This window comes from Streptomyces sp. NBC_00353 (assembly GCF_036108815.1).
Lineage (GTDB): Bacteria > Actinomycetota > Actinomycetes > Streptomycetales > Streptomycetaceae > Streptomyces.
Genome location: NZ_CP107985.1, coordinates 7,737,505 through 7,760,341 on the forward strand (window position 1 = coordinate 7,737,505; position 22,837 = coordinate 7,760,341).

Here is a 22,837-nt window from a genome sequence, read left to right on the forward strand (position 1 = left end):
GAGAGCCACGGCATCATGGAGCCCGTGCCCCATGCGAATACGAACCTCCGCCGCGCACCCGTGCAGCAGCGCAGTGCCGAACGCCTCTCCCGGATACTCGACGCCTGTGCCGAACTCCTCGACGAGACCGGTTACGAGCAGCTCTCCACCCGGGCCGTCGCGGCCCGCGCGGAAGTCCCGATCGGATCCGTCTACCGGTTCTTCTCCAACAAGCGCGCCCTCGCCGACGCCCTGGCCCGGCGCAACCTGGACAGTTACGCGGAGCGCATCACCGGTCGCCTGGCCGCCATCCCGGCCGCCGACTGGCGCAGCGCCATCGACGCCGTGCTCGACGAATACCTCGAGATGAAGCGTTCCGTCCCCGGCTTCGCACTCGTCGACTTCGGCGCTCCTGCCCCCGTGGACGACCCGGCCTCCGATGCCAACCACCGCGTCGCGGACCGGCTCGCCCATCTGCTTTCCGGCCATCTGGGGCGCACCCCTGACGAAGACCTGCTCCGGACGATCCTGGTCTGCGTCGAAGCCGCCGACGCGCTCCTCCAACTGGCCTTCCGTACCGAGCCGTCGGGCGATCAGGCCATCGTCGCCGAGACCCGCGTCCTGATCCAGGCGTACCTGGCCCGGGTCCTGGACTGAACCCGGCGCCGCACGGCACCCCACGGCAGCGCGACCCACCGCACGGCACCGCACCCTGCTTTGCGGAAATCCGACGCGACCCCTGTCCCCGCCCGGCAACATCGTCGCGACAACACCTCCCCACCATGCGTACCGGTCGGTATGCTCGGCCGTGCTTGCCCACGTCTCCGCGCCACCGCTGTTGCCGCCCCGGGGAGGGCCCATGCCGCACGACTCCAGCAGTTCCCGCGAGTCCCGCACCGCCCTGCGCATCTGCCCCCTGTGCGAAGCCACCTGCGGACTGACCCTCACCATCGAGGGGACACGGGTCACCGGCGCCCGCGGCGACCGTGACGACGTCTTCAGCCGGGGCTTCATCTGCCCCAAGGGCGCGTCCTTCGGCGGGCTCGACGCCGACCCCGACCGGCTCCGCACCCCCCTCGTGCGCAAGGACGGCGTGCTGCAGGAGGCCAGTTGGAGCGAGGCGTTCGACGCGATCGCGGCAGCCCTGCCCGCACTGACCGAGCGGCACGGGCAACAGTCCGTCGGTGTCGTCCTCGGCAACCCGAACGTGCACACCATGGCCGGCGCGCTCTACCCGCCCACCCTGCTCGCCACGCTCCGCACCCGGGCCCTCTTCACCGCGAGCACCCTCGACCAGATGCCCAAACATGTCTCCAGCGGGCTGCTCTTCGGCGACCCGAACGCCATCCCGGTGCCGGACATCGACCGCACCGACCATCTGCTGCTCCTCGGCGCCAACCCGCTCGAATCCAACGGCAGCCTCTGCACGGCCCCCGACTTCCCCGGCAGGCTCAAGGCGCTGCGTCGTCGCGGCGGCACCCTCACCGTCGTCGACCCCCGCCGCACCCGGACCGCCCGCCTCGCCGACCGGCATGTCGCCATCCGCCCCGGCGCCGACGCACTCCTGCTCGCCGCAGTCACCCACGTACTCTTCGAGGAGAAGCTCACCGACCCCGGTACGCTCGCCGGCCATCTCGAAGGGCTCGACGACGTAGCCGATGCCGTACGGGAGTTCACCCCCGAGGCGGTCGCCGAGTCGTGCGACGTGGACGCCGCGACCATCCGTACGATCGCCCGGGAGCTGGCCGCCGCCCCCACCGCCGCCGTCTACGGGCGCATCGGCAGCTGCACCGTGGCGCACGGCACCCTCGCCAGTTGGCTCGTCGACGTCCTCAACATCCTCACCGGCAACCTCGACCGTCCCGGTGGTGCCCTCTTCCCGCTCTCCGCCACCGCCCGCGCCCCCCGGCCCGCCGCCCCCGGCAAGGGCTTTGCCCTCGGACGCTGGACGAGCCGGGTCTCCGGGCACCCCGAGGCCAAGGGTGAACTGCCCGTCGCCGCACTCGCCGAGGAGATCGAGACCCCGGGGGACGACCGGATCCGCGCCCTGATCGTCCTCGCCGCCAACCCCGTGCTCTCCGCACCCGACGGCGACCGCCTGGACCGGGCCCTGGCCGGGCTGGACTTCATGGTCAGCGTCGACCCGTACCTCAACGAGACCTCGCGCCACGCCCATGTGGTGCTGCCCCCGCCGCCGCCGTCGCAGAGCGCCCACTTCGACTTCGCGTTCAACGCACTCGCCGTACGCAACCAGGTCCGCTACACCCGCCCCGCCGTCCCGCTCGGCGACGGCCTCCTGGACGAGAGCGAGATCCTCGCCCGGCTCGTCCTCGCCGTCTCCGGGATGCGCGGAGCCGACCGGTCCGCCGTGGCTGCCGTGGACGCCATGATCATCGACCGGGTGCTGACCAAGGCCGTCGCCGATCCTCTCTCGCCCGTGCACGGCCGCACCCCCGCCGAACTGGCCGCCGCCCTCACCGGCCGCACCGGGCCGGAACGCCGCCTCGACCTGATGCTCCGCCTCGGCCCGTACGGCGAAGGCTTCGGCGCCGACCCCGACGGCCTCACCCTGGACCGGCTGCTCGCCCACCCGCACGGCATCGATCTCGGCCCGCTCCGGCCCCGCATCCCGCAGGTCCTCACCACCCGCAGCGGACGCATCGAGCTCCTTCCCGCGGCGATCGCCGCCGACCTGCCGAGGCTCCGCAGCGCCCTCGCCGACCGGCCGGGAGCCGAGTCGCTCGTCCTCGTCGGCCGCCGCCATCTGCGCTCCAACAACAGCTGGATGCACAACGTCGCCTCGCTCGGTGGCGGCTCGAATGTCTGCACCCTCCAGATGCACCCGGCCGACGCGGCCCGGCTCGGACTGGCGGACGGCACCCCCGCCACGATCACTGCGGCCGGCGGCGCGCTGACCGCACCCGTGGAGATCACCGAGGGCATCCGGGCCGGAGTGGTGAGCCTCCCGCACGGCTGGGGCCACGACCGGCCCGGCACCCGGACGTCTGTCGCGTCCGCCGTCCCCGGAGTCAACGTCAACCAGCTCCTCGACGGCACCCTGCTCGACCCGCTGTCCGGCACCGCCGTCCTCAACGGCATCCCCGTCGCGGTGGCGCCCAGCACCTCACCTGCCCATTGACCTGGGGTTTTGCTCGTATTGCTCACATGTCAACGTCTTGTTAACGCAGCAAGACGCGCCCTAACGTCATCCGGACCGCCGACTCCGGTGGGAGTTCAAGGGTGAACGATAGGTATCCCACATGCTGACAATCCTCGGCTTTGCCATGATTGCGACCTTCCTGGTCCTGATCATGATGAAGAAGATGTCGCCGATCGCGGCGCTGGTCCTGATCCCCGCACTTTTCTGTGTCGCCGTCGGACAGGGCGCCAAGCTCGGTGACTACGTGATCGACGGCGTGGGCAACCTGGCCCCGACCGCCGCGATGCTGATGTTCGCCATCGTCTACTTCGGTGTGATGATCGACGTCGGCCTCTTCGACCCGATCGTCCGGGGCATCCTGCGCTTCTGCAAGGCCGACCCGATGCGGATCGTCGTCGGTACGGCGGTGCTCGCCGCGATCGTCTCGCTGGACGGCGACGGCTCCACCACCTTCATGATCACCGTCTCGGCGATGTATCCGCTCTACAAGCGCCTCAAGATGAGCCTCGTCGTGATGACCGGTGTCGCCGCGACGGCCAACGGTGTCATGAACACCCTGCCCTGGGGCGGCCCCACCGCCCGCGCCGCCACCGCGCTCAAGCTGGACGCGGGCGACATCTTCGTCCCGATGATCCCGGCGCTCGGCGTCGGACTGCTCGCGGTCATCCTCCTGGCGGTCGTCCTCGGCCGGCGCGAGCGCAAGCGGCTGGGCTTCCTCACCCTCGACGAGGCCGTGGTCCAGGAGCCGGAGACGGTCCTCGTCGGTGCGGGTGGCGCGGCCGGCGGCAGCGACCGCACCCGTAAGACCTCCGGCGGAGCCGGTGCGGGCGCGGACGCCGAGCCCACGGCAGCGGCCCACGGAGACGCGGACGACGACGAGGGCTTCAAGGGTCTCGACCCGAACCGTGCCACCCTGCGGCCCAAGCTCTACTGGTTCAACGCCGGGCTCACCGTCGCCCTCCTGACCGCGATGATCATGGAACTGATGCCGATCCCGGTGCTCTTCCTGATCGGTGCGGCCCTCGCCCTCACCGTCAACTTCCCCCACATGCCCGACCAGCGGGCCCGCATCGCGGCCCACGCGGACAACGTCCTCAACGTGTCCGGCATGGTCTTCGCCGCCGCCGTATTCACCGGCGTGCTCTCCGGCACCGGCATGGTCGAGCACATGGCGGACTGGCTCGTCGGCGCGATCCCGGACGGCATGGGCCCGCACATGGCGATCATCACCGGCATCCTGAGCATCCCGCTCACCTACTTCATGTCCAACGACGGCTTCTACTTCGGCGTCGTCCCCGTGCTCGCCGAGGCCGGTGCCGCCCACGGCGTCTCCCCGCTGGAGATCGCCCGCGCCTCCCTGGTCGGCCAGCCGCTCCACATGTCGTCCCCGCTGGTCCCCGCCGTCTATGTGCTCGTCGGTATGGCGAAGGTCGAATTCGGCGACCACACCAGGTTCACCGTCAAATGGGCCGCGCTCACCTCACTCGTGGTGCTCTGCGCCGGCCTCCTCTTCGGAATCATCTGATCCATGGCCGACACGGAAGAGCCCGGCAGGAGCTGGCTGCTGCGCCTCGTCATCGCCTTCGCCTTCGCGCAGGGGGCGGTGTCGATGGCGCGGCCCGCCGTCTCCTACCGGGCTCTCTCGCTCGGTGCGGACGAGCGCGCCATCGGCGTGATCACCGGGGTGTACGCACTCCTCCCGCTCTTCGCCGCCGTCCCGCTCGGCCGCCGGACGGACCACGGCCGGTGCGCACCCCTGCTGCCCCTCGGTGTCGTCCTGATCGCCGGCGGCTGCGCTCTCAGCGGCACGGCGGCCTCCCTCCCGGCGATGGCGGCGTGGAGCGGTGTGATGGGGCTCGGCCATCTCTGCTTCGTGATCGGCGCCCAGTCGATCGTCGCCCGTCAGTCCGCCCCCGCCGAACAGGACCGAAATTTCGGCCACTTCACCATCGGCGCCTCGCTCGGCCAGCTCATCGGGCCGATCGCCGCGGGGTACGTGATCTCCGAGCGGGACGGCGCCCTGGCCCGTACGAGCGCACTCGCCCTGGTCGTCTCGGCGGCCGTCGCCGCCGCGTCCTTCGTCTCGCTCTGGCGCATCGAACACCGCACGGCGCCGGACGCCCGCGCGGCGGCCCGGGCCGACAAGGTGCCCGTCGGCCGCATCCTGCGTAACCGAGGTGTTCCGGCCGGCATCTTCATCAGCCTCGCCGTGCTCTCCGCGACCGACATCCTCACCGCCTATCTGCCCGTCGTCGGCGAGCACCGCTCCATCGCCCCCGCCACCATCGGGCTGCTGCTCAGCCTGCGGGCCGCCGCCACCATCGCCTGCCGCCTGGTCATGACGCCGATGCTGCGCCTCCTGGGCCGTACGGCGCTGCTCACCACGACCTGTCTGCTGGCCGGGCTGCTCTGCGCGGGCATCGCCCTGCCGGTCCCTGTCTGGGCGCTGGCCACGATGCTCGCCGTGCTCGGCTTCTGTCTCGGGGTCGGCCAGCCCCTGTCGATGACCACCGTCGTCCAGGCGGCCCCGGCGGAGGCCCGCTCCACCGCGCTCGCGCTCCGGCTGACCGGCAACCGGCTCGGTCAGGTCGCGGCGCCCGCGTCCGCCGGTGTGATCGCCGGAGTGGCGGGCACCGCCGCGCCGTTCGTGATGCTGGGTGCGCTTCTGCTCGCGGCGGCGGGGCTGGGGATGCGCGGAGGCCGCGCCCGGACCGCCGATGCGACCCCGGCCGTTCCCGCACCCTCACCCGTTCCCAGGTCCGAACTGCCCGCCGTGAACCAGAATCGCACCTGAAGCTTCCGGCTCACCCGCACCAGTACTGTGCAACCTTTGCACGAGTCATTCCCAGCACCCCGGGTAGTGGGCTAATTTCAGCGCGTTGCAGCCGCTCCCCACCGCTCCACCTCACCATCCTCCCGGGCGGACCCACACATGACTCGCGCCATCTCCCTGCACAACGTCAGCAAGGCGTACGGACGGACCCAGCGTGCCGTCGACCGCTTCTCGCTCTCCATCGACCCGGGCGAGTTCGTCGTCCTGCTCGGCCCCTCGGGGTGCGGCAAGTCGACCGTGCTCCGCATGATCGCCGGCCTGGAGGAGATCACCGAGGGCGAGCTGCTGCTCGACGGTGAACCGGCCAACCACATAGCGCCCCGCGAGCGCGGCATGGCCATGGTGTTCCAGAACTTCGCGCTCTACCCGACCATGACCAACCGGGCCAACATCGGCTTCCCGCTGAAGCTGGCGAACCCCGGCCAGGACCACACCGCTCGCGTCGAGAACACGGCCAGGATGCTCGGCATCGAGAGCGTCCTCGACCGTTACCCGGGTCAGCTCTCCGGTGGTGAGCGCCAGCGCGTCGCCATGGGCCGGGCCATCTCGCGCCGGCCCTCCGTGTTCTTGATGGATGAGCCGCTCTCCAATCTCGACGCGAAGCTGCGCAACCACCTGCGGGCCGAAATCTCGCAACTCACCCGGGAGTTGGGCGTCACCACCGTCTATGTGACGCATGATCAGGCCGAGGCGATGTCCCTCGGCGACCGGGTCGCCGTGATGCGCGGCGGGCGGCTCCAGCAGGTCAGTCCGCCGCGCGAGGTCTACGCCCTGCCGGAGAACGTCTTCGTCGCCGCGTTCGTCGGCACCCCGCGCATCAACCTCCTCCAGGCCGTCGTCCACGCCCCCCTCGAAGGGCGCATGTCGATCGATCTGGGCCGCCAGCGGCTGCCACTGCCCGAGCCGCTCAGCCCCGACCACCAGTTGCTCCGCATCCAGCAGGGCCGCCAGATCATTGTCGGACTGCGCTCGGAGGCGGCGAGGATCGCTGCGCCCAGCCAGGCCCGCCCCGGCGAGGTCGCGCTGAGCGGCATCGTCGAACACGTCGAGTACCAGGGGCACGAGGCACTGGTCCACCTCAACACGGGGTCGCAGCCCGCCGTGGTGCCCGACCTCGAATCGGCCCGACCCGACAGGGTCGCCCAGCGCCGCCGCCGCGCCGCCGGCAGCATTGGAACCGGCGGTGGTTCCGGCGGTGGGGTGGGCGTACTGGAACGGCTGAGGGAGCGCGCGACCGGCCATATCAGCGGCCCCGTCGTCGCCCTCGACGATCCGGAACCCGACCGTGGGCAGCCGGCCACCCGCACCCCCGACCGGCCCGCGATCACGGCCGGCGACCTGGTCGTCCGCACCGGCCCCGACATGCGGCTGCGCATCGGCGGACAGGTCCCGCTCCTGGTCGACCTCGCGCATCTGTACGTCTTCGACCACTACGGCCGCCGGATCTGTCCCCTGCCGAAGGACATCCCCGGGCTCGACGTCTAGAAGATGCCGGCGGAGTCCCGCCGCAGGCCCGGGAGTGCGTCGCGGGCCGGGCGGGACCGTGCGGGCAGTGCGGGCACCCTCCAGGGGTGACGGGGCACCGGTCGAACCCGGGCGTTGACCTCAAGTCCGGTGGAGGTCGTACGGTCTTCCCATGAGCATGGAAGCCACCGCGTGGACGCAGCTCCACAACGTCATGAACGCGCAGCAGGACCGACGCCCCTTCGACCGGAAGACCCTGCGGCGCATCGCCGCGTTCGCCCGCCCGCACCGGCGCCGGGTCGCGCTGTTCCTGGTACTGAGCGTGGCGACGGCGCTGCTCGCCGTTGCCACCCCCGTGCTCGCCGGAGGCGTCGTGAACGCGATCGTGACCGGCAAGGAGGCGGGCACCGTCACGCGGCTGGCCGTGCTGATCGCCGTGATCGCCGTCGCGGAGGCGGGACTGGGGCTGGTCGGCCGCTGGCTCTCGGCCAACCTCGGTGAGGGACTCATCCTCGATCTGCGCACCGCGGTCTTCGACCATGTGCAGCGCATGCCGATCGCGTTCTTCACCCGCACCCGCACCGGCGCGCTCGTCAGCCGCCTCAACAACGACGTGATCGGCGCCCAGCGCGCCTTCAGCAACACCCTGTCGGGCGTCGTCAGCAACGTCGTCACCCTCCTTCTCACCCTCGGCGTGATGCTCAGCATCTCCTGGCAGATCACCGCACTGGCGCTGGTCCTGCTGCCGGTGTTCGTGCTGCCCGCACGCCGGATGGGCGTGCGGATGGCGAGACTCCAGCGGGAGGCCGCCGCCCACAACGCGGCGATGGGAACCCGGATGACCGAGCGCTTCTCCGCGCCCGGCGCCACCTTGATCAAGCTCTTCGGCAGGCCCGCCGACGAATCCGCGGAATTCGCCGCCAGGGCGGGCAGAGTGCGTGACATCGGCGTCCGTACGGCCATGGCCCAGTCCGCGTTCATCACGGCGCTCACCCTCGTATCGGCGCTGGCGCTGGCCCTCGTCTACGGGCTCGGCGGGTACTACACACTGCGCGGCCAACTGGATGCCGGAGCGGTGGTCTCTCTCGCCCTGCTGCTGACCCGGCTGTACGCGCCGCTGACCGCCCTGGCCGGGGCACGCGTCGAGGTGATGAGCGCGCTCGTCAGTTTCGAGCGGGTCTTCGAGGTCCTCGACCTCAAGCCGCTCATCGAGGAGAAGCCGGACGCACGGGCGGTCCCGGAGGGGCCGGTGTCCGTGGAATTCGACGACGTACGCTTCGGCTACCCGTCCGCCGACAAGGTCTCCCTCGCCTCGCTCGAAGACGTCGCCACCCTGGACACCCGCGGCGGCACCGAAGTGCTGCGCGGCGTCTCCTTCCGCGCCGAACCCGGCCAGACGGTGGCTCTCGTCGGATCGTCCGGCGCGGGCAAATCGACGATCGCGCAGCTGCTGCCCCGGCTGTACGACACGGACGAGGGTGCCGTACGCATCGGCGGCATCGACGTACGCGACCTGTCCGCCGACACGCTGCGCGACACGCTCGGCATGGTCACCCAGGACGGTCACCTCTTCCACGAGTCGGTCCGCGCCAACCTCCTCCTCGCCCGCCCCGAAGCCACCGAGGAAGACCTCTGGGACGCTCTGCGCCGCTCACGCCTGGACGGCCTGGTCGCCTCACTCCCCGACGGGCTCGACACCGTCGTCGGTGAACGCGGATACCGGCTCTCCGGTGGCGAACGCCAGCGGCTGACCATCGCCCGGCTGCTGCTGGCCCGCCAGCGCGTCGTCATCCTCGACGAGGCCACCGCCCACCTGGACAACACCTCCGAAGCGGCCGTCCAGGAGGCACTGGCCGAAGCCCTCCAGGGACGCACCGCGGTGGTGATCGCCCACCGGCTCTCCACCGTGCGGACGGCGGATCTCATCCTTGTCGTGGAGAACGGGCAGGTCGTGGAGCGGGGCACCCACGAGGAACTTCTCGCGTCCGGCGGCCGGTACGAGGAGCTGTACCGCACCCAGTTCGAGCGTCCGGGTGCGGAGCCCGCGGAGCTCGCCTGACGGCACCCGTCACCGCGGCAGCGGACCGCTGGTCAGTCAGGGGGTGCGGAACGGGCGGTCCAGTCCGTCCCGCCGGCCTCGTCCACCGCGAACGCGCCGGCGGGATAGGGGAGTTCCCTGGCCAGGGTCGCCGCCCGCTCGAACTCCTCGTGAGCTGCCCGCTCGCGGCCCAGCGCCGCGAGCGCGGCGGCATGCACCGTGCGGGACTCGGTCTCCGACAGCCGCTCGCCGACCCGCGCCGCCCGCAGCGTCTCCGCCGCCGCCCGCCGCGCCGCCCGCTGCGGGTGACCCGACAGCAGTTCCGCCCAGGCGAGCAGAGGCGCCGCCGAGGGGTCGCTGTCGTCGGCCAGCAGAGTGAGGGCTTGCTGCGGGCGGCCCTCGCGCACCAGGCGTTCGGCGTCCGCCGTCCGCACTTCGTGCACGGCCTGCCGGTCGCGCTGCGCCTCGGCGGTCCGCCCCGCCTGCGCCAGCAGTTCCGCCGCACCGGGCTCACCGGTTCTGATCCGGACGCGGGCCAGAGCGGCCAGAGCGTACGGGGTGCACCAGGCGGGACTCGGTTCGCCATCCCGGACGGCCGCCTCGGCCTGTTCCCGTGCCTCGGCGAACTCGCGGAGCAGCAAATGAAGTTCGGCCAGATTGGCGCGCTCGAAGGCCACCGTTGTCGGATCGCCGGTGTGCTCGGCCAGGCTCAGTGCCTGCCGGCCGATGGAGACCGCTTCGCCGAGCCGGCCGGACCGGCGCGCGTGTTCCCGCAGCACCGAGAGGATGGTGACCAGCAGTTCCTGGTCCCCGTACGCCTCGGCATGCGGCAGCGCCAGATCGGCCGCGGCGCGGGCCTGCGCGAACCGGCCCGCGAGGCCGAGCGCGGTCGCCTGGCTCCCCAGGGACCTGGCCAGCAGCCCCCGGCGTTCGCTGCCCCGCACTGCCTCGGCGGCCTCCTGCGCCCTCTGGGCAGAGGCGTGCGCGGCCTCGTACCGGCCGCCCACGAACCGCACGACCGCCGCTGCCAGATGGTGCGTCGCGGTGGTGGGCGGAGGGGTGTGCGGCCCCGGGGGGTACGTAAGCAGCAACTCCTCGCCCTCGTCGGTGCCGCGATGCTTCGCCAGCACCTCGGTCAGCCGGGCCGCGGCCAGCACCTGGCCGTCCTCGTCGCCGCGCCGGACCATGTCCGCCAGCGCCTCGCGCAGTACGGTGGCCGCCTCCTGGTACCGGGCCATCCGGCGCAGGACGGCCCCCCGGTCGATCCGGGCCTGTGCCGCATCGGCGGCCATCGCGTCGAGCCGGGCGGTCAGTTCGGCGTAGTAGCGGTCGGCGGTGTCATTGGCGCAGAGGGCCGCGGCGCGTTCGGCGGCCTGCCGCAGGTACTGGGTGGCACGTGGGTCGTCGGCCCGGGTCAGATGCGAGGCCAGCGTGTCGACGGCGTCGGGGCGCCGCCTCAGCACCGCCTCCGCGTACGCCGAGTGCAGCTGTCGGCGGCGCGCGGCCGACAGCCCGTCGTAACAGGTCAGTCGCACCAGCGGGTGGCGGAAGGCGAGGCCGGGCAGCGGCCGGCCACCGACCACCACCGGCCGTTCCGCCACCACCGAGGCGGCGACCGCCGCGTCCACGGCGTCGGTCGCCTCGGCGGACGAGAGCGGCGGATGCAGGCCGTGCTCCGCCACATCCAGGATCTCGCCCAGCGCGGCACCGCCGCCGGCCACGGAGATGGCCTCGACGACCCGGCGTGCCGCGGGCCCGAGCCGTGCAAGTCGAGCGGTCACCAGCTGACGGACGCCCTCCGGGGCGCTCAGCCCCGCGGTGTCCGCGCCGTCCTGAGCGGAGCGGGCGAGTTCCAGGGCGAACAGCGGATTACCGAGCGAGAGCTCCCAGACCCGGTCGAGACCGGTCCTGGCACCCGCGTCCTCCGCGACGGCCACACACTCCTCGCGTCCCAGTCGTCCCAACTCCATCGAGCGGGCGAGCCCTTGTCGGGACAGAGCTTCCAGTGCGGTACGGCGCGGGTCCGTCCCGTCGAACTCCTCCGCGCGGTACGTGACGACGAAACGCCACGCGGCTCCTGTGGCCGACGCCCGCCGGGCCAGATGGCTCAGCAGCTGGTACGACCCCGTGTCGGCGGCATGCAGATCGTCCAGCACCAGCAGGACGGGTCCGGCCGCCGCCAGATCACCGAGCAGCCCGGCCGTGGCTCGGAACAACCGGTCGCGCTGCTCTTCGGGACTGCGCTCCGCACCCGCCCCGATCTGCCCCAACGTGGGCAGGAGCGAGGCGAGTTCGGGGTATTCGCCGCCGATCCTGGCCCGTTCGGCGGAGGGCCGGTCGGCCAGCCAGGCATCCAGCGCCTCGACGAAGACGCCGTACGGGGTGTGCCCCTCGGCGTCGTGGCCCGCGCCCCACAGCACGGCCGTCCCGGCCTCGGCCGCCCGGCGGGCCGCCTCCGCCGTCAGCCGCGTCTTGCCCACCCCGGCCTCGCCGCCGACGAGCCGCACCGGAGGACCGTCGGCGGCCAGCAGCACGCCGAGTTCGTCGGACCGGCCCCGCAGCGGCGGGCCGGGCGGGGTGCGTATCGCAGCCGGAAGAACGGGCACGGAGGCGGCGGGAATCACGGCGGTGGACGCGTCCAGCGCCAGCAGATACAGCTGCTCGGTCGCCGGGCCGGGCCGTACGCCGAGTTCGGCGTCGAGCGCCTCCCGGCACAGGTGGTACTGGCGCACGGCCTGCCGACGAAGGCCCTGGCGCAGGTAGGCATCGATCAGCACCCGGTGGGCACGCTCCTCGGCCGGCGCGGCGGCCACGGCACGCAGCGCCACCTCGGTGGCCAGTTCGGTCTCGCCGTCCGCGAGATGGGCCTCGGCGAGCGCCAGCCGTACCCGGTCGCACATCGCGGAGAGCTCCTCGCGCCGGGCCTCGGCCCAGGGCGCGTACCGGTCCTCGGGCAGCAGCTCGCCGGTGAACGCGGCGAGTGCGGCGGTCAGCGCCTCCGTCGAACCTCCGGCCAGGGCCTGTTCGGCGAGGTTCTCGGCCTGGTCGGCGTCGATCACCACGGTGTGCGGATCGAGCCGCAGCAGGGTGCCTTCGCCGGTCAGGTAGGACGAGGAGGCGCGGGGGGCCAGCTCCGGCTCGATGGCGCGGCGGGCGGCGTGCAGGGCGACCCGCAGACTGCCGAGCGCGGCCTGGGCGTCGGAGTCCGGCCAGCAGATCTCCATGGCCTGCTCGCGGTGGAGGCTGTGGCCGGGGGAGACGGCGAGGAGTTTCACGAGGGCGCGGGCGCTGGGGCGGGGCCATTTGTCGGCGAGAGGCGCACCGCCATCTCGTTCTACCTTGAAACCGCCGAAAAGGCACACGCGAAGCAAGGGGGGTGTTCCGGTGGAACCTGCGTCGTGTGTGAATGCCCTGGCCATAGGGGCAGTAACTGTAATCGCTGTGGCCGTGAACGGCTGCAGGCCCCCGGGTCGAGGACTCGGGGGCCTGCGGTGACCCCGGCGGGGTCAGGGGTTACGGATCAGGACGGGTCGATCGTGGCCGTGATGGTCTGGCGCATCGCGGAGAACGGCGCGGAGTAGCCGCCGCCCTCGAGCGCCGTCAGACGGTCCATGCCGTACTCGTCGAAGTTGAGCGAGACGATCTCGTCGACCTTGTCGCCGTTCAGGTCGCCGACGAAGATCTCCTTGCCGCCCATCGCGCGCAGGTCGGCCACGCTGCCCGGGTAGTCGTGCCCGGCCGTGAGGATGGACGGGTTGTACGTGCTGGCGCCGCCCTGCTCGCCCGAGACGATGATGCGCTTGCCGTCGGGGCCGGTCGCGAAGGCGGCCGGCTGCGAGTCCGCGATCGTGAAGACCCGCGAGTCCTGGCCGTCGGGCCCGAACGTGCGCAGGGACACGGTGCCGGCCATGATCAGGCCCTCGGGCCCGGTCATCCAGTTGGCGAGACCCCAGGGGCCTCCGCCGACGGCCGAGTGCAGCAGCTCGCCGGTGCGGCCGTCGCGGATCTCCACGACGGTCGTCAGGGCGCCGGTGACGGAATCCCTGCTGAACGAGGTGAAGACGACCGCGTGCCCGTCGGCGTACGGAATGCCGGACGAGGCGAACGTGCCCGCCCGCAGCGGGGCGCCGTAGAGCGCGCCGTCCGTGTAGGTCCCCGGCTTCGGGGTGAAGGACCAGGCGAGGGTGCCGGTCCTGGCGCTCAGGGCGACACCGCCCACCACGCTGGGCACCATCGAGTCGCTCGTGGTACCGCTCGGGGCGGCGACGTGAGAGGCGTACTGGGCGTAGACCTTGCCGTCGGCGACCGACACGTCCGCGAAGACGACGTCGCCCGCGGACGCCGGGGCGCCGTACTCCCACAGCTTCCTGCCGCTGCCGTTGTAGACGCGCACCTTGTCGGTGGCGACGATGACCTCGGCCTTGCCGTCGCCGTTGACGTCGGCCGCGGTGACCGTACGGACGAACTGGCCCTTGCCGTCGATCGTGGTGAGGACCTTGCCCGTACGGGAGTCCACCACCGCGGTCGCGGAGTCGGCGGCGACGATCGTCTCGTCGCGGTGGTCGCCGTTGACGTCGGCCTTGACGACGGCGTGGATCTGGCCGGGAACGGTGGCCATCCAAAGCTGCTTGGGCCGGCCCGCCACCAGCGAGGGACCGTCGTAGGCGAAGAGGCCGTTGGAAACGCCGCCGACGATCAGGTCCTGCTTCTTGTCGCCGTTGATGTCCGTGGAGACGGCCGAGTTGACCGCGGCCCGCAGCGGGAGAAGGCTCTCCTGCTTGCCGCTGCCCAGGTTGTACGTGCGGATGTTCTCGTTTGTGTCGACCGTACGGAGCTGCCAGCCGCTGCCCTTCTTGAACGGCTGCGCCCACATCTGCGAGGTGACCACGCCGCGCTGTTCCCAGCGGACCTCGCCGTCCTTGCCGGACAGCACGGCCAGGCGGCCGTATCGGGCGGCACTGCGGTTGTCCGCGCCCTCGTAGCCGGCATCGTCCTTGTACGAGGCGACGACCTTGCCGTCGACGACCTTCAGGCCCCAGGCGCCGCCGCCGTCATGGGAGTTGGCCGGATCGCGCTTGACGGTGCGCGACCACAGCTCGCCGCCGTCGTCGCCGTTCAGGGCGCGCACGGTGTTGGCGTTGATGTACAGACCGGTGTCGAGCGTGGACTCGCTGACCGTGTACTCGGGCTTGGAGCTGCCCTGGATGTCACCGATCACCAGGTCGAGCGGAACCGCGTTGATGCGGCGGTCGACGGTGGTGCGGGCGCCGTCGGCAAGGGAGTACGAGGCGATCTCGTAGGCGACGCCGTCGCTCGGGTCCGACTGCTCCAGCGCGACCAGGCTGTTGCGGGCGGCGTCGAAGTGCAGCTGACGCGAGTAAAGGCGGTTCTTCTGCTGCCACTTGACGCTGCCGTCCTTGGTGTCGAACACCAGGGTGGTGCCGGACGGAGCCGCGGTGGCGCTGAGCTTGCGCTGGTCCCACGAGGCGGCGACCAGCCCCTCGCCCAGCGGCTCCAGGCTCGCCCACGCCGTGCCGGTGAAGGCGCCCGTGTCGTACGACCAGGTGTCGGAGGGCGTGAGCGTACCGTCGGCGTACGAGAAGCGGAGGCCGCTCAGCGTCGTCGTGGCGGTCTTGGGCGAGTTCAGGTTCAGGTTCGGCGAGTCGGCGACCACCAGGGTCTTGCCGACCAGCTTGATGTTGTACGCGCCGGTGTAGAGCTTGCTCCAGAGGGTCTTGCCGCTCTGGCCGTCCAGGATCGTCACGAAGGTGCCGGTGGGCAGCGTCGAGCCGGGGGACGTGAACGGGCGGTACGGGTAGCTGCCGACGCTCGCGGTGAAGACCACGTCGTCCACACCGTCGCCGGTCAGGTCACCGGTGGTGTAGCCGTTGTCCGAGGAGATGGTGAAGGGTCCGACCGCGTTGTAGCCCATCACGATGCGTGCCGGGTACGGCTCGGCCTGCCACGGACGGGAGTTGGTGACCTTCCAGTCCGTGTACAGCGAGGCGTTGTCGCGTCGCCACACCTGCTTGCCGTCGGCGGCGTAGCGCTGGACGATGCCCAGCGAGTCGAGTGCGAAGTAGTCGCCGTTCGTGCCCGCCACCGGGGCGGTCGCGACCATCCCGTTCACGCCCTCGACGGACGACTTCTTGTTGACGGTCCAGGAGCCGGTGCCGGTGTCTGTGTCGTCGAGCGAGGAACCGCTGCCGGTGGAGCCCGTGGTGGGCGCCGATGCGGCGTCCTCGCGTATCCCGGCGCCCTGCGGGTCGTACGCCTGGCCCTCGGCGTCGCCGTACGGGTCGAGCTGGGCGCGCTGCGACAGGTCGGCGGCCTGGCTGTCGGTGAGGGTCAGCAGCCCGTTGTCGTCGTCGGCGGCGAATGCGGCCGGTGCGGCGCTCAGCACCAGTCCGGCTGCCACCAGGGCGGAGGCGAGGCGTACGCCTCTTCGGTTGATGTTCTTCATCAGGCGGCCTTCGGGGAGAAGCGGATCGCGGAGGCGTCCTTGAGGACGGACTCGTTGAAGGAGTACTGGAGGGCGTCCGTGCCGGCCTGGTTCTCGATGCCGATGGTGGCCGAGGAGCCCTTCTGCAGCGCGCTGCTGCCAATGCCCTTGTACTGCAGGGTGATCGCACCCGTGGCCTCGTCGAAGACGGCCTCGAAGGTCAGGCGCACCGAGGTGTCGGAGACGAGCGCGGCGTTGTTCCAGACGATCGCGAACCTGCGGTTGCCGGTGGTTCCCGTGGTGGTCGTCTGGACGCTGGACTTCTTGTCGAGCGTCAGGTCGTCCCAGAACGCGGCCACGACGCCGTTGGGCTGCGCGGCGGCGGGCAGCGTGGTGTTGGCAAAGTCGCCGAGTCGCGGCGAAAGGAAGTTCACCAGGCCGTTGGTGGTGATGTAGGCGCTGGTGTACGAGACCCCGTAGTACTTCACCGGGAAGGGCAGGGCGACGGCCTCGGCGTTCTCGTCACCGCTCAGCGCGACCTTGGTCCGGCCGTCGATCCAGCTGTACGCGCCAGGGGCGCAGGAGTACGTACCGGCCGTGTCGGTGCGCGGCGGCAGCGAGGCCTGGACGGTCTCGTTCCCGTCGACGGTGAGCGCGCCGGTCCAGTTGCCGTTGCACAGCACGGGGGCGTTGGGCGCGGCCGCCAGGTGGAAGGAGCCCTCGGCGACGGACGGGAAGGCGTACGTACCGTCGGCGCCGGTGGTGACCGCGTCGATCGGGGCGTCCGTGAACTTCACCGTGGCGCCCTTGAGGGGCTTGCCCGTGACGTCGAGGACCGTGCCGGAGACGGTGTGGTGCGCGACCGCGGTCAGTGCCAGGTCGAGGGTCTCGGTCTGGCCGACGGCGATGGTGACCGTGTCGGTGCGGGAGGCGAAGCCGTAGCCGCTGGTGGTGACCGTGTACGTACCGGCCGGCAGGTGCAGCTGGTACGCGCCCGTGGCGTCGGTGGTGACCGAACGCTTGGTGTCGGCGTTCTGCGCGGTCACCGTGGCGGTCGCCGCCTTGCCGGTGGCCTGGTTCTTCGCGGTGCCCGAGAGGGTGCCGGCGGAGTGCGGGGCGGCGTCGACGGAGGCCAGGATGTTCAGCTTGCCGCTGCCCCAGACGTTGTTCATGGCCGCGGTGCCGCCGCAGTGGGTGTCGTCGACATCCGTCGAGCCCTCGTCGAGGAGCGTCCGGGTCTCGTCGATCTTCCCGATCAGGGACGGGGCCGCGGCCCAGAGCAGCGCGACGGCGCCCGCGACGTGCGGGGTGGCCATGGACGTGCCCGAGATGGATTTGTACGCGCTGCCCGGCCACGTCGAGCGGACGTTGACGCCCGGCGCGGAGATGTTCGGCTTCATCGAACCGTCCAGGACCGAGGGGCCGAAGCCGGAGAAGGAAGCGATCTTCCCGTCGACGTCGTACGCACCGACGCCGTAGGAGTCGGCCTGCGAGCCCGGAGCGTGGCCGGTCGAGCAGGTCACCCCGTCACCGTCGTTGCCCGAGGCGAACGCCTCGAAGATCCCGGCCGCGTTCCACGCCTGGACAATGTCCTGGTAGAAGGTGGTGTCGCCGCCGCCCCAGGAGTTGTTGACGATGTCGGGCGCGAGGTCGGGACGCGGATTCTGACCGGTGTGGTCGGTCGGCGCGAGGATCCACTGGCCTGCCGCGAGCAGCGAGGAGTCCGAACAGGAGCTGGACTCACACCCCTTGGCGGCGATCCACTTGGCGCCGGGCGCGACACCGACGCCGCCGGCGCCGACCATGGTGCCCATGGTGTGCGTGCCGTGGCCGTTGTTGTCACACGGGACACCGGAGGTGCCGCACTGACCGGTCGGGTCGTACCAGTTGTAGTCGTGGCTGAAGGTGCCATTGCCCAGGTTGCCCCGGTAGTTGCCCACCAGCGCCGGGTGGTCGTACTGGACGCCCGAGTCGACGTTGGCGATGACGATGCCCTCACCACGGTCGTCGTACTGGTCCCAGACCTGGTCGGCCTTGATGTCCTGGACGCCCCACTCGGCGGCGGTGGTGTCGGCGTCGGTGGCGGCGTCGGTCGACTTCGACTCGGTCCGGTCGAGCTTGTAGGTGTGCTCCTTGACGATGCTCGCCACATCAGGGCGCTTCGCCAGGACGTCGACGAGGTTCTCGCCGCCGGTCACCTTGAGTGCATTGGCGATCCAGTAGGACCGGTAGCCGATCTTCTCCTTGTCGAGGAAGGACTGCAGCGGTTTCTGGCTGTTCTTCGCCTTACTGCGCAGCGAGGCGAACGCCGACTTCGCCTTTGCCGCGTGGGACTTCTTGCCCTTGGCCGCGGACAGGTCCGCCTGGCTCTTGAGGACGACGAAGAAGGTCGACTCCTTGCCCTTCGCGACAGTGTCGAGAACGGCGGAATCGACCTTGGCGGTGACGGGGCTCGGGTCCGCCGCAGACTGGGCGAACGCGGGTGCGGGGCCGGACAGTGCGGCTGTGGCCGTGATCGCGGCCGCAGCCCACACGGCGGTTCTGCGCCGCGGGGATCGGGGCAGATGCATCGGAGTGCTCCTCCATGGCTGGTACGGGGGGAGCCCGCCGCGGTTCCGGGACCAGGGGGTGAGTACGGGAGGAGGCGGGCTGATCCGGGACGCTAGGAGGAGGCCGTTACTGGTGAATTACTGAACTGTGCGGCGAAGCCCGGGTGAACGGCCCGGGCGCACGTGACCGGCGTCTCTGGCGCCCAAAAACTAACGCCGCTAGTTTGGGGTGCTGACGACATCGGCCGTATCCATGTCCGGGAGGAAATGCCATGAAGGCCCACGACGGTATGTACATCGGCGGGAAGTGGCGCCCCGCATCGGGCGCGGACACGATCGCGGTCGTGAACCCGGCGGACGAGCAGGTCATCGCCCATGTACCGGCCGGAACCGCCGAGGACGTCGACGCCGCGGTACGGGCCGCCCGAGCCGCGTTCCCCGGCTGGTCCGCCACCCCGCCCGCCGAGCGGGCCGCGCGGATCGCGGCCCTGCGCGATGTCCTGGTGGCCCGCCAGGACGAGATCGCCGCCACCGTCACCGCCGAGCTCGGCGCACCGCTCCCGCTGTCACAGGCGGTGCACGCGGGTGTGCCGATCCTGGTCGCCGGTTCGTACGCCGAACTTGCCGCGTCGTACCCGTTCGAGGAGAAGCACGGCAACTCCACCGTCCTGCTGGAGCCCGTCGGTGTCGTCGGGGCGATCACCCCGTGGAACTACCCGCTGCACCAGATCGTGGCCAAGGTGGCTCCCGCACTTGCGGCAGGCTGCACGATCGTCCTCAAGCCCGCCGAGGACACCCCGCTGACCGCGCAGCTCTTCGCCGAGGCGACTGCGGAGGCGGGCCTGCCCGCCGGTGTCTTCAACCTGGTCACCGGCCTCGGCCCGGTCGCCGGACAGGCTCTGGCCGCGCACGAGGACGTCGACCTGGTCTCGTTCACCGGATCCACCGCCGTCGGGAAGCAGATCGGCGCCACCGCGGGCGGCGCGGTCAAGCGCGTCGCGCTGGAGCTCGGCGGCAAGTCCGCCAACGTCATCCTGCCCTCGGCCGATCTGGCCAAGGCCGTCAACGTCGGCGTCGCCAACGTGATGTCCAACTCCGGCCAGACGTGCAGCGCCTGGACCCGGATGCTCGTCGACGCCGAGCGGTACGAGGAAGCCGTCGCCCTCGCCGCCGCGGCTGTCGCCAAGTACGTACCGGGGGAGCGGGTCGGCCCCGTCGTCAACGCCAAGCAGCAGGCCCGGGTGCGCGGTTACATCGAGAAGGGCATCGAGGAGGGCGCCCGGCTCGTCGCCGGTGGCCCCGAGGCCCCGCACCCGACCGGTTACTACGTCAGCCCCACCGTGTTCGCCGATGTCACCCCGGAGATGACGATCGCCCAGGAGGAGATCTTCGGCCCGGTCATCTCGATCCTGAAGTACGAGGACGAGGACGACGCGCTCCGCATCGCCAACGGCACGGTGTACGGGCTCGCGGGCGCCGTCTGGGCCGCCGACGATGCGGAAGCCGTCGCCTTCGCCCGCCGGATGGACACCGGACAGGTCGACATCAACGGCGGCCGGTTCAACCCGATCGCCCCGTTCGGCGGCTACAAGCAGTCCGGCGTCGGCCGCGAGCTCGGTCCGCACGGCCTCGGCGAATACCTCCAGACCAAGTCCCTCCAGTTCTGAACCACCCCCGATGCACCCCCGATCAGCAAGGAGCCGGTCCGTGGTCCGCGCCGCCGTACTGCCCGCCGTCGGAGCTCCCCTGGAGGTCACCGACATCGAACTCCCGGAGCCCGGACCCGGCCAGGTGAGGATCCGTCTCGCCGCCGCCGGGGTCTGCCACTCCGACCTGTCCCTGTCCGACGGCACCATGCGGGTGCCCGTCCCCGCCGTCCTCGGCCATGAGGGAGCGGGCACCGTCCTCTCCGTCGGCGAGGGCGTCACCCATGTGGCGCCGGGCGACGGCGTCGTACTCAACTGGGCGCCTTCCTGCGGCAGCTGCCACCACTGCGGGATCGGTGAGGTCTGGCTGTGCGCCGACGCGCTGACGGGTGCGGGCAACATCCACGCCCGTACCGCCGACGGCACCGAACTCCACCCCGGCCTGAACGTCGCGGCGTTCGCCCAGGAGACGGTCGTCGCCGCGAACTGTGCACTGCCCGCACCGGCCGGCATCCCGCTGACCGACGCCGCCCTGCTCGGCTGCGCGGTGCTCACCGGATACGGCGCCGTCCACCACAGTGCGCGGGTCCGGGCCGGCGAGACGGTCGTCGTCTTCGGTATCGGCGGCGTCGGGCTGGCCGTGCTCCAGTCCGCCCGGATCGCCGGAGCCTCGAAGATCATCGCCGTCGATGTCTCCCCGGAGAAGGAGGAGCTCGCCCGCCGGGCCGGCGCCACCGACTACGTCATCGCCTCCGACACCACGCCGCGCGCGATCCGCAGGCTCACCGGCGGACAGGGCGCGGACGTCGCCGTGGAGTGCGTCGGCCGGCCCGCCACCATCCGCGGCGCCTGGGACTCCACCCGGCGCGGCGGCCGTACCACCGTCGTCGGCATCGGGGGCAAGGACCAGCAGGTGACCTTCAATGCCCTGGAGATCTTCCACTGGGGCCGCTCGCTGACCGGCTGCGTCTACGGGAACAGCGACCCCGCCCGCGATCTGCCCGTGCTCGCCGAGCACATCCGGGCCGGCAGGTTCGACCTCTCCATGATGGTCACCGAACGGATCGCGCTGGACGGCATCCCGGCGGCCTTCGACAACATGATCGCGGGCAAGGGCGGTCGCGCCCTGGTGATCTTCTAGCCGACGCCCGGAAGAGACCCCGGCCGCCCTCGGTGGCGGCCGGGGACTTCGGCATGCCCGGCCCCTTCTCGTCGCGGCGGTCCGAGTGTCATATGCAGGTAAAAACTGCTGCTGCGCGACCCGTTGACCCACATACCGTCCGGTCAGTACGGTCCCCGGACCGGCGGATCAGCCCCGCCGGGCACCCCGTCCCCCGCACCCACCGGAGTGTGCACGCATGGACACGTCACCATCCGCCACCCCACGCACCACCGATACCGTCCCGACCCCCACCGAGACGCGGGCCCGCCGCAAGGTGGCCACCGCCGCAGCGCTCGCATCCGCGGTGGAGTGGTACGACTACTTCGTTTTCGGCATCGCCGCAGCCCTGGTCCTGGGAGACCTCTACTTCCCCGCAGGCAGCGGCTCCGCCGGTGTCCTCGCCGCGTTCGCGACCTTCGCCGTGGGCTTCCTGGCCCGTCCGCTCGGCGGCATCATCGCGGGCCAGCTCGGCGACAAGCGTGGTCGCAAACCCATGCTGGTCCTCGCGCTCACCCTGATGGGTGTGGCCACCACGGGCATCGGCCTGCTTCCCACGTACGAGACGATCGGCATCGCCGCTCCGGTGCTGCTCGTCACCCTGCGCGTCGCCCAGGGCATCGCGGTCGGCGCCCAGTGGGGCGGAGCCATGCTGATGGCCACCGAATACGCCCCCGAGGGCAAGCGCGGCGTCTACGGAAGCCTCGTCCAACTCGGCGTTCCCATCGGTGTGGTGACCGCCAACACCGTTTTCCTCGCCGCAGGAGCCTTCACCAGCGACAGCGAGTTCGCCGCCTGGGGCTGGCGGCTGCCGTTCCTGGTCGGTCTGCTGGTGCTGGTCCTCGCCTGGTACATCCACACGCGCGTCGAGGAGACCCCCGAGTTCCGCGAGGCCGAGAAGGAACTGGCCGAGCAGGAGGCGAGCCGCTCCGCGCGCTCGCCGCTGCGCACCATCGTGCGGGAGCACCTCGGCACGGTCTTCCTCGCGGGCGGCTCGTTCGCCGTGAACACCGCGACCTTCTACATCATCATCACCGGCGTCCTGGACTACACGACCCGTGAGCTCGGCATGAAGCGCGAGGCCGTCCTCATGGTCTCGCTCTGCATCAGCCTCACCCAGCTCGTCCTGATACCGGCGTCGGCGGCGCTGTCCGACCGCATCGGGCGGCTGCGGATCTACGCGCTCGGGGCGGCCGGCCTCGCCGTGTGGGCGGTGCCGATGTTCCTGCTCATCGACACCAAGTCGCTGCTCTGGATGGCCGTCGGCACTTTCGTCACCAGCTGTTTCCTCAGCATCATGTACGGGCCGCAGGCGGCGTTGTTCGCCGAGCTGTTCACGGCCGAGATGCGCTACACCGGCGCCTCGCTCGGCTACCAGATCGCGGCGGTGTTCGGTGGCGGCCTCGCCCCGTTCGTGATGGTGCTGCTGCTGGAGGCGACGGGCACGTCGATGGCGGTGGCGGCCTACATCATCGGCCTGGCTGTCATCGCCCTGGTCTCCATCAAGGTCCTTGCGGGACGGGCGAGTTCGCGCTGATCACGGATCCCGGACCGGCTCCGGCACCGC

The 22,837-nt window shown here is 71.3% G+C and carries 12 protein-coding genes; 9 read left to right on the forward strand and 3 right to left on the reverse strand.

The window, feature by feature from the left end; all coding sequences use genetic code 11:
* Window positions 1-15 precede the first annotated feature (15 nt).
* The 6 genes from OHA88_RS34905 (at window position 16) to OHA88_RS34930 (ending at window position 9,495) form a co-directional block, all read left to right on the forward strand.
* On the forward strand, window positions 16-636 hold the full coding sequence (locus tag OHA88_RS34905; RefSeq protein WP_326631535.1) for a TetR/AcrR family transcriptional regulator: 621 nt from the start codon (window positions 16-18) through the stop codon (window positions 634-636).
* Window positions 637-838: 202 nt separating this feature from the next.
* Window positions 839-3,118 (forward strand): molybdopterin oxidoreductase family protein, encoded by a 2,280-nt coding sequence (locus OHA88_RS34910; RefSeq protein ID WP_328628434.1) that lies wholly within the window; start codon window positions 839-841, stop codon window positions 3,116-3,118.
* Between the two features lie 121 nt (window positions 3,119-3,239).
* A complete protein-coding gene (locus tag OHA88_RS34915; RefSeq protein WP_328628435.1) occupies window positions 3,240-4,664 on the forward strand; it encodes a CitMHS family transporter in 1,425 nt (474 codons plus the stop codon).
* Window positions 4,665-4,667: 3 nt separating this feature from the next.
* Complete coding sequence (locus tag OHA88_RS34920; RefSeq protein WP_328628436.1) at window positions 4,668-5,933, forward strand: MFS transporter; 1,266 nt, start codon at window positions 4,668-4,670, stop codon at window positions 5,931-5,933.
* 138 nt (window positions 5,934-6,071) lie between these two features.
* On the forward strand, window positions 6,072-7,457 hold the full coding sequence (locus OHA88_RS34925; RefSeq protein WP_328628437.1) for an ABC transporter ATP-binding protein: 1,386 nt from the start codon (window positions 6,072-6,074) through the stop codon (window positions 7,455-7,457).
* Between the two features lie 151 nt (window positions 7,458-7,608).
* Entirely contained in the window at window positions 7,609-9,495 is a 1,887-nt protein-coding gene (locus OHA88_RS34930; RefSeq protein WP_328628438.1) for an ABC transporter ATP-binding protein, read from the forward strand.
* 32 nt (window positions 9,496-9,527) lie between these two features.
* On the opposite strand, the gene OHA88_RS34935 is transcribed toward OHA88_RS34930, so the two are convergent.
* The 3 genes from OHA88_RS34935 to OHA88_RS34945 all read right to left on the reverse strand — a co-directional run bounded on the left by OHA88_RS34935 (window position 9,528) and on the right by OHA88_RS34945 (window position 18,486).
* Window positions 9,528-12,749 carry an ATP-binding protein gene (locus OHA88_RS34935; protein ID WP_328628439.1) on the reverse strand — a complete coding sequence of 1,074 codons (3,222 nt, stop codon included), beginning with the start codon at window positions 12,747-12,749 and terminating at the stop codon, window positions 9,528-9,530.
* Between the two features lie 245 nt (window positions 12,750-12,994).
* Window positions 12,995-15,937: a hypothetical protein gene (locus OHA88_RS34940; RefSeq protein WP_328628440.1), complete on the reverse strand. Its 2,943-nt coding sequence runs from the start codon at window positions 15,935-15,937 to the stop codon at window positions 12,995-12,997.
* Entirely contained in the window at window positions 15,937-18,486 is a 2,550-nt protein-coding gene (locus OHA88_RS34945) for a S8 family serine peptidase (protein ID WP_328628441.1), read from the reverse strand. The genes OHA88_RS34940 and OHA88_RS34945 overlap by 1 nt, the downstream gene beginning before the upstream one ends.
* A gap of 251 nt (window positions 18,487-18,737) precedes the next feature.
* Here OHA88_RS34945 and OHA88_RS34950 point away from each other — a divergent pair, with 251 nt between their 5' ends.
* From OHA88_RS34950 to OHA88_RS34960, 3 genes are all read left to right on the forward strand, one after another.
* Window positions 18,738-20,132 (forward strand): aldehyde dehydrogenase family protein, encoded by a 1,395-nt coding sequence (locus tag OHA88_RS34950; protein WP_328628442.1) that lies wholly within the window; start codon window positions 18,738-18,740, stop codon window positions 20,130-20,132.
* Window positions 20,133-20,172: 40 nt separating this feature from the next.
* Window positions 20,173-21,252: a Zn-dependent alcohol dehydrogenase gene (locus OHA88_RS34955; RefSeq protein WP_328628443.1), complete on the forward strand. Its 1,080-nt coding sequence runs from the start codon at window positions 20,173-20,175 to the stop codon at window positions 21,250-21,252.
* A gap of 217 nt (window positions 21,253-21,469) precedes the next feature.
* Window positions 21,470-22,807, forward strand: a complete 1,338-nt coding sequence (locus OHA88_RS34960; protein ID WP_328628444.1) for an MFS transporter — start codon at window positions 21,470-21,472, stop codon at window positions 22,805-22,807.
* Window positions 22,808-22,837 lie beyond the last annotated feature (30 nt).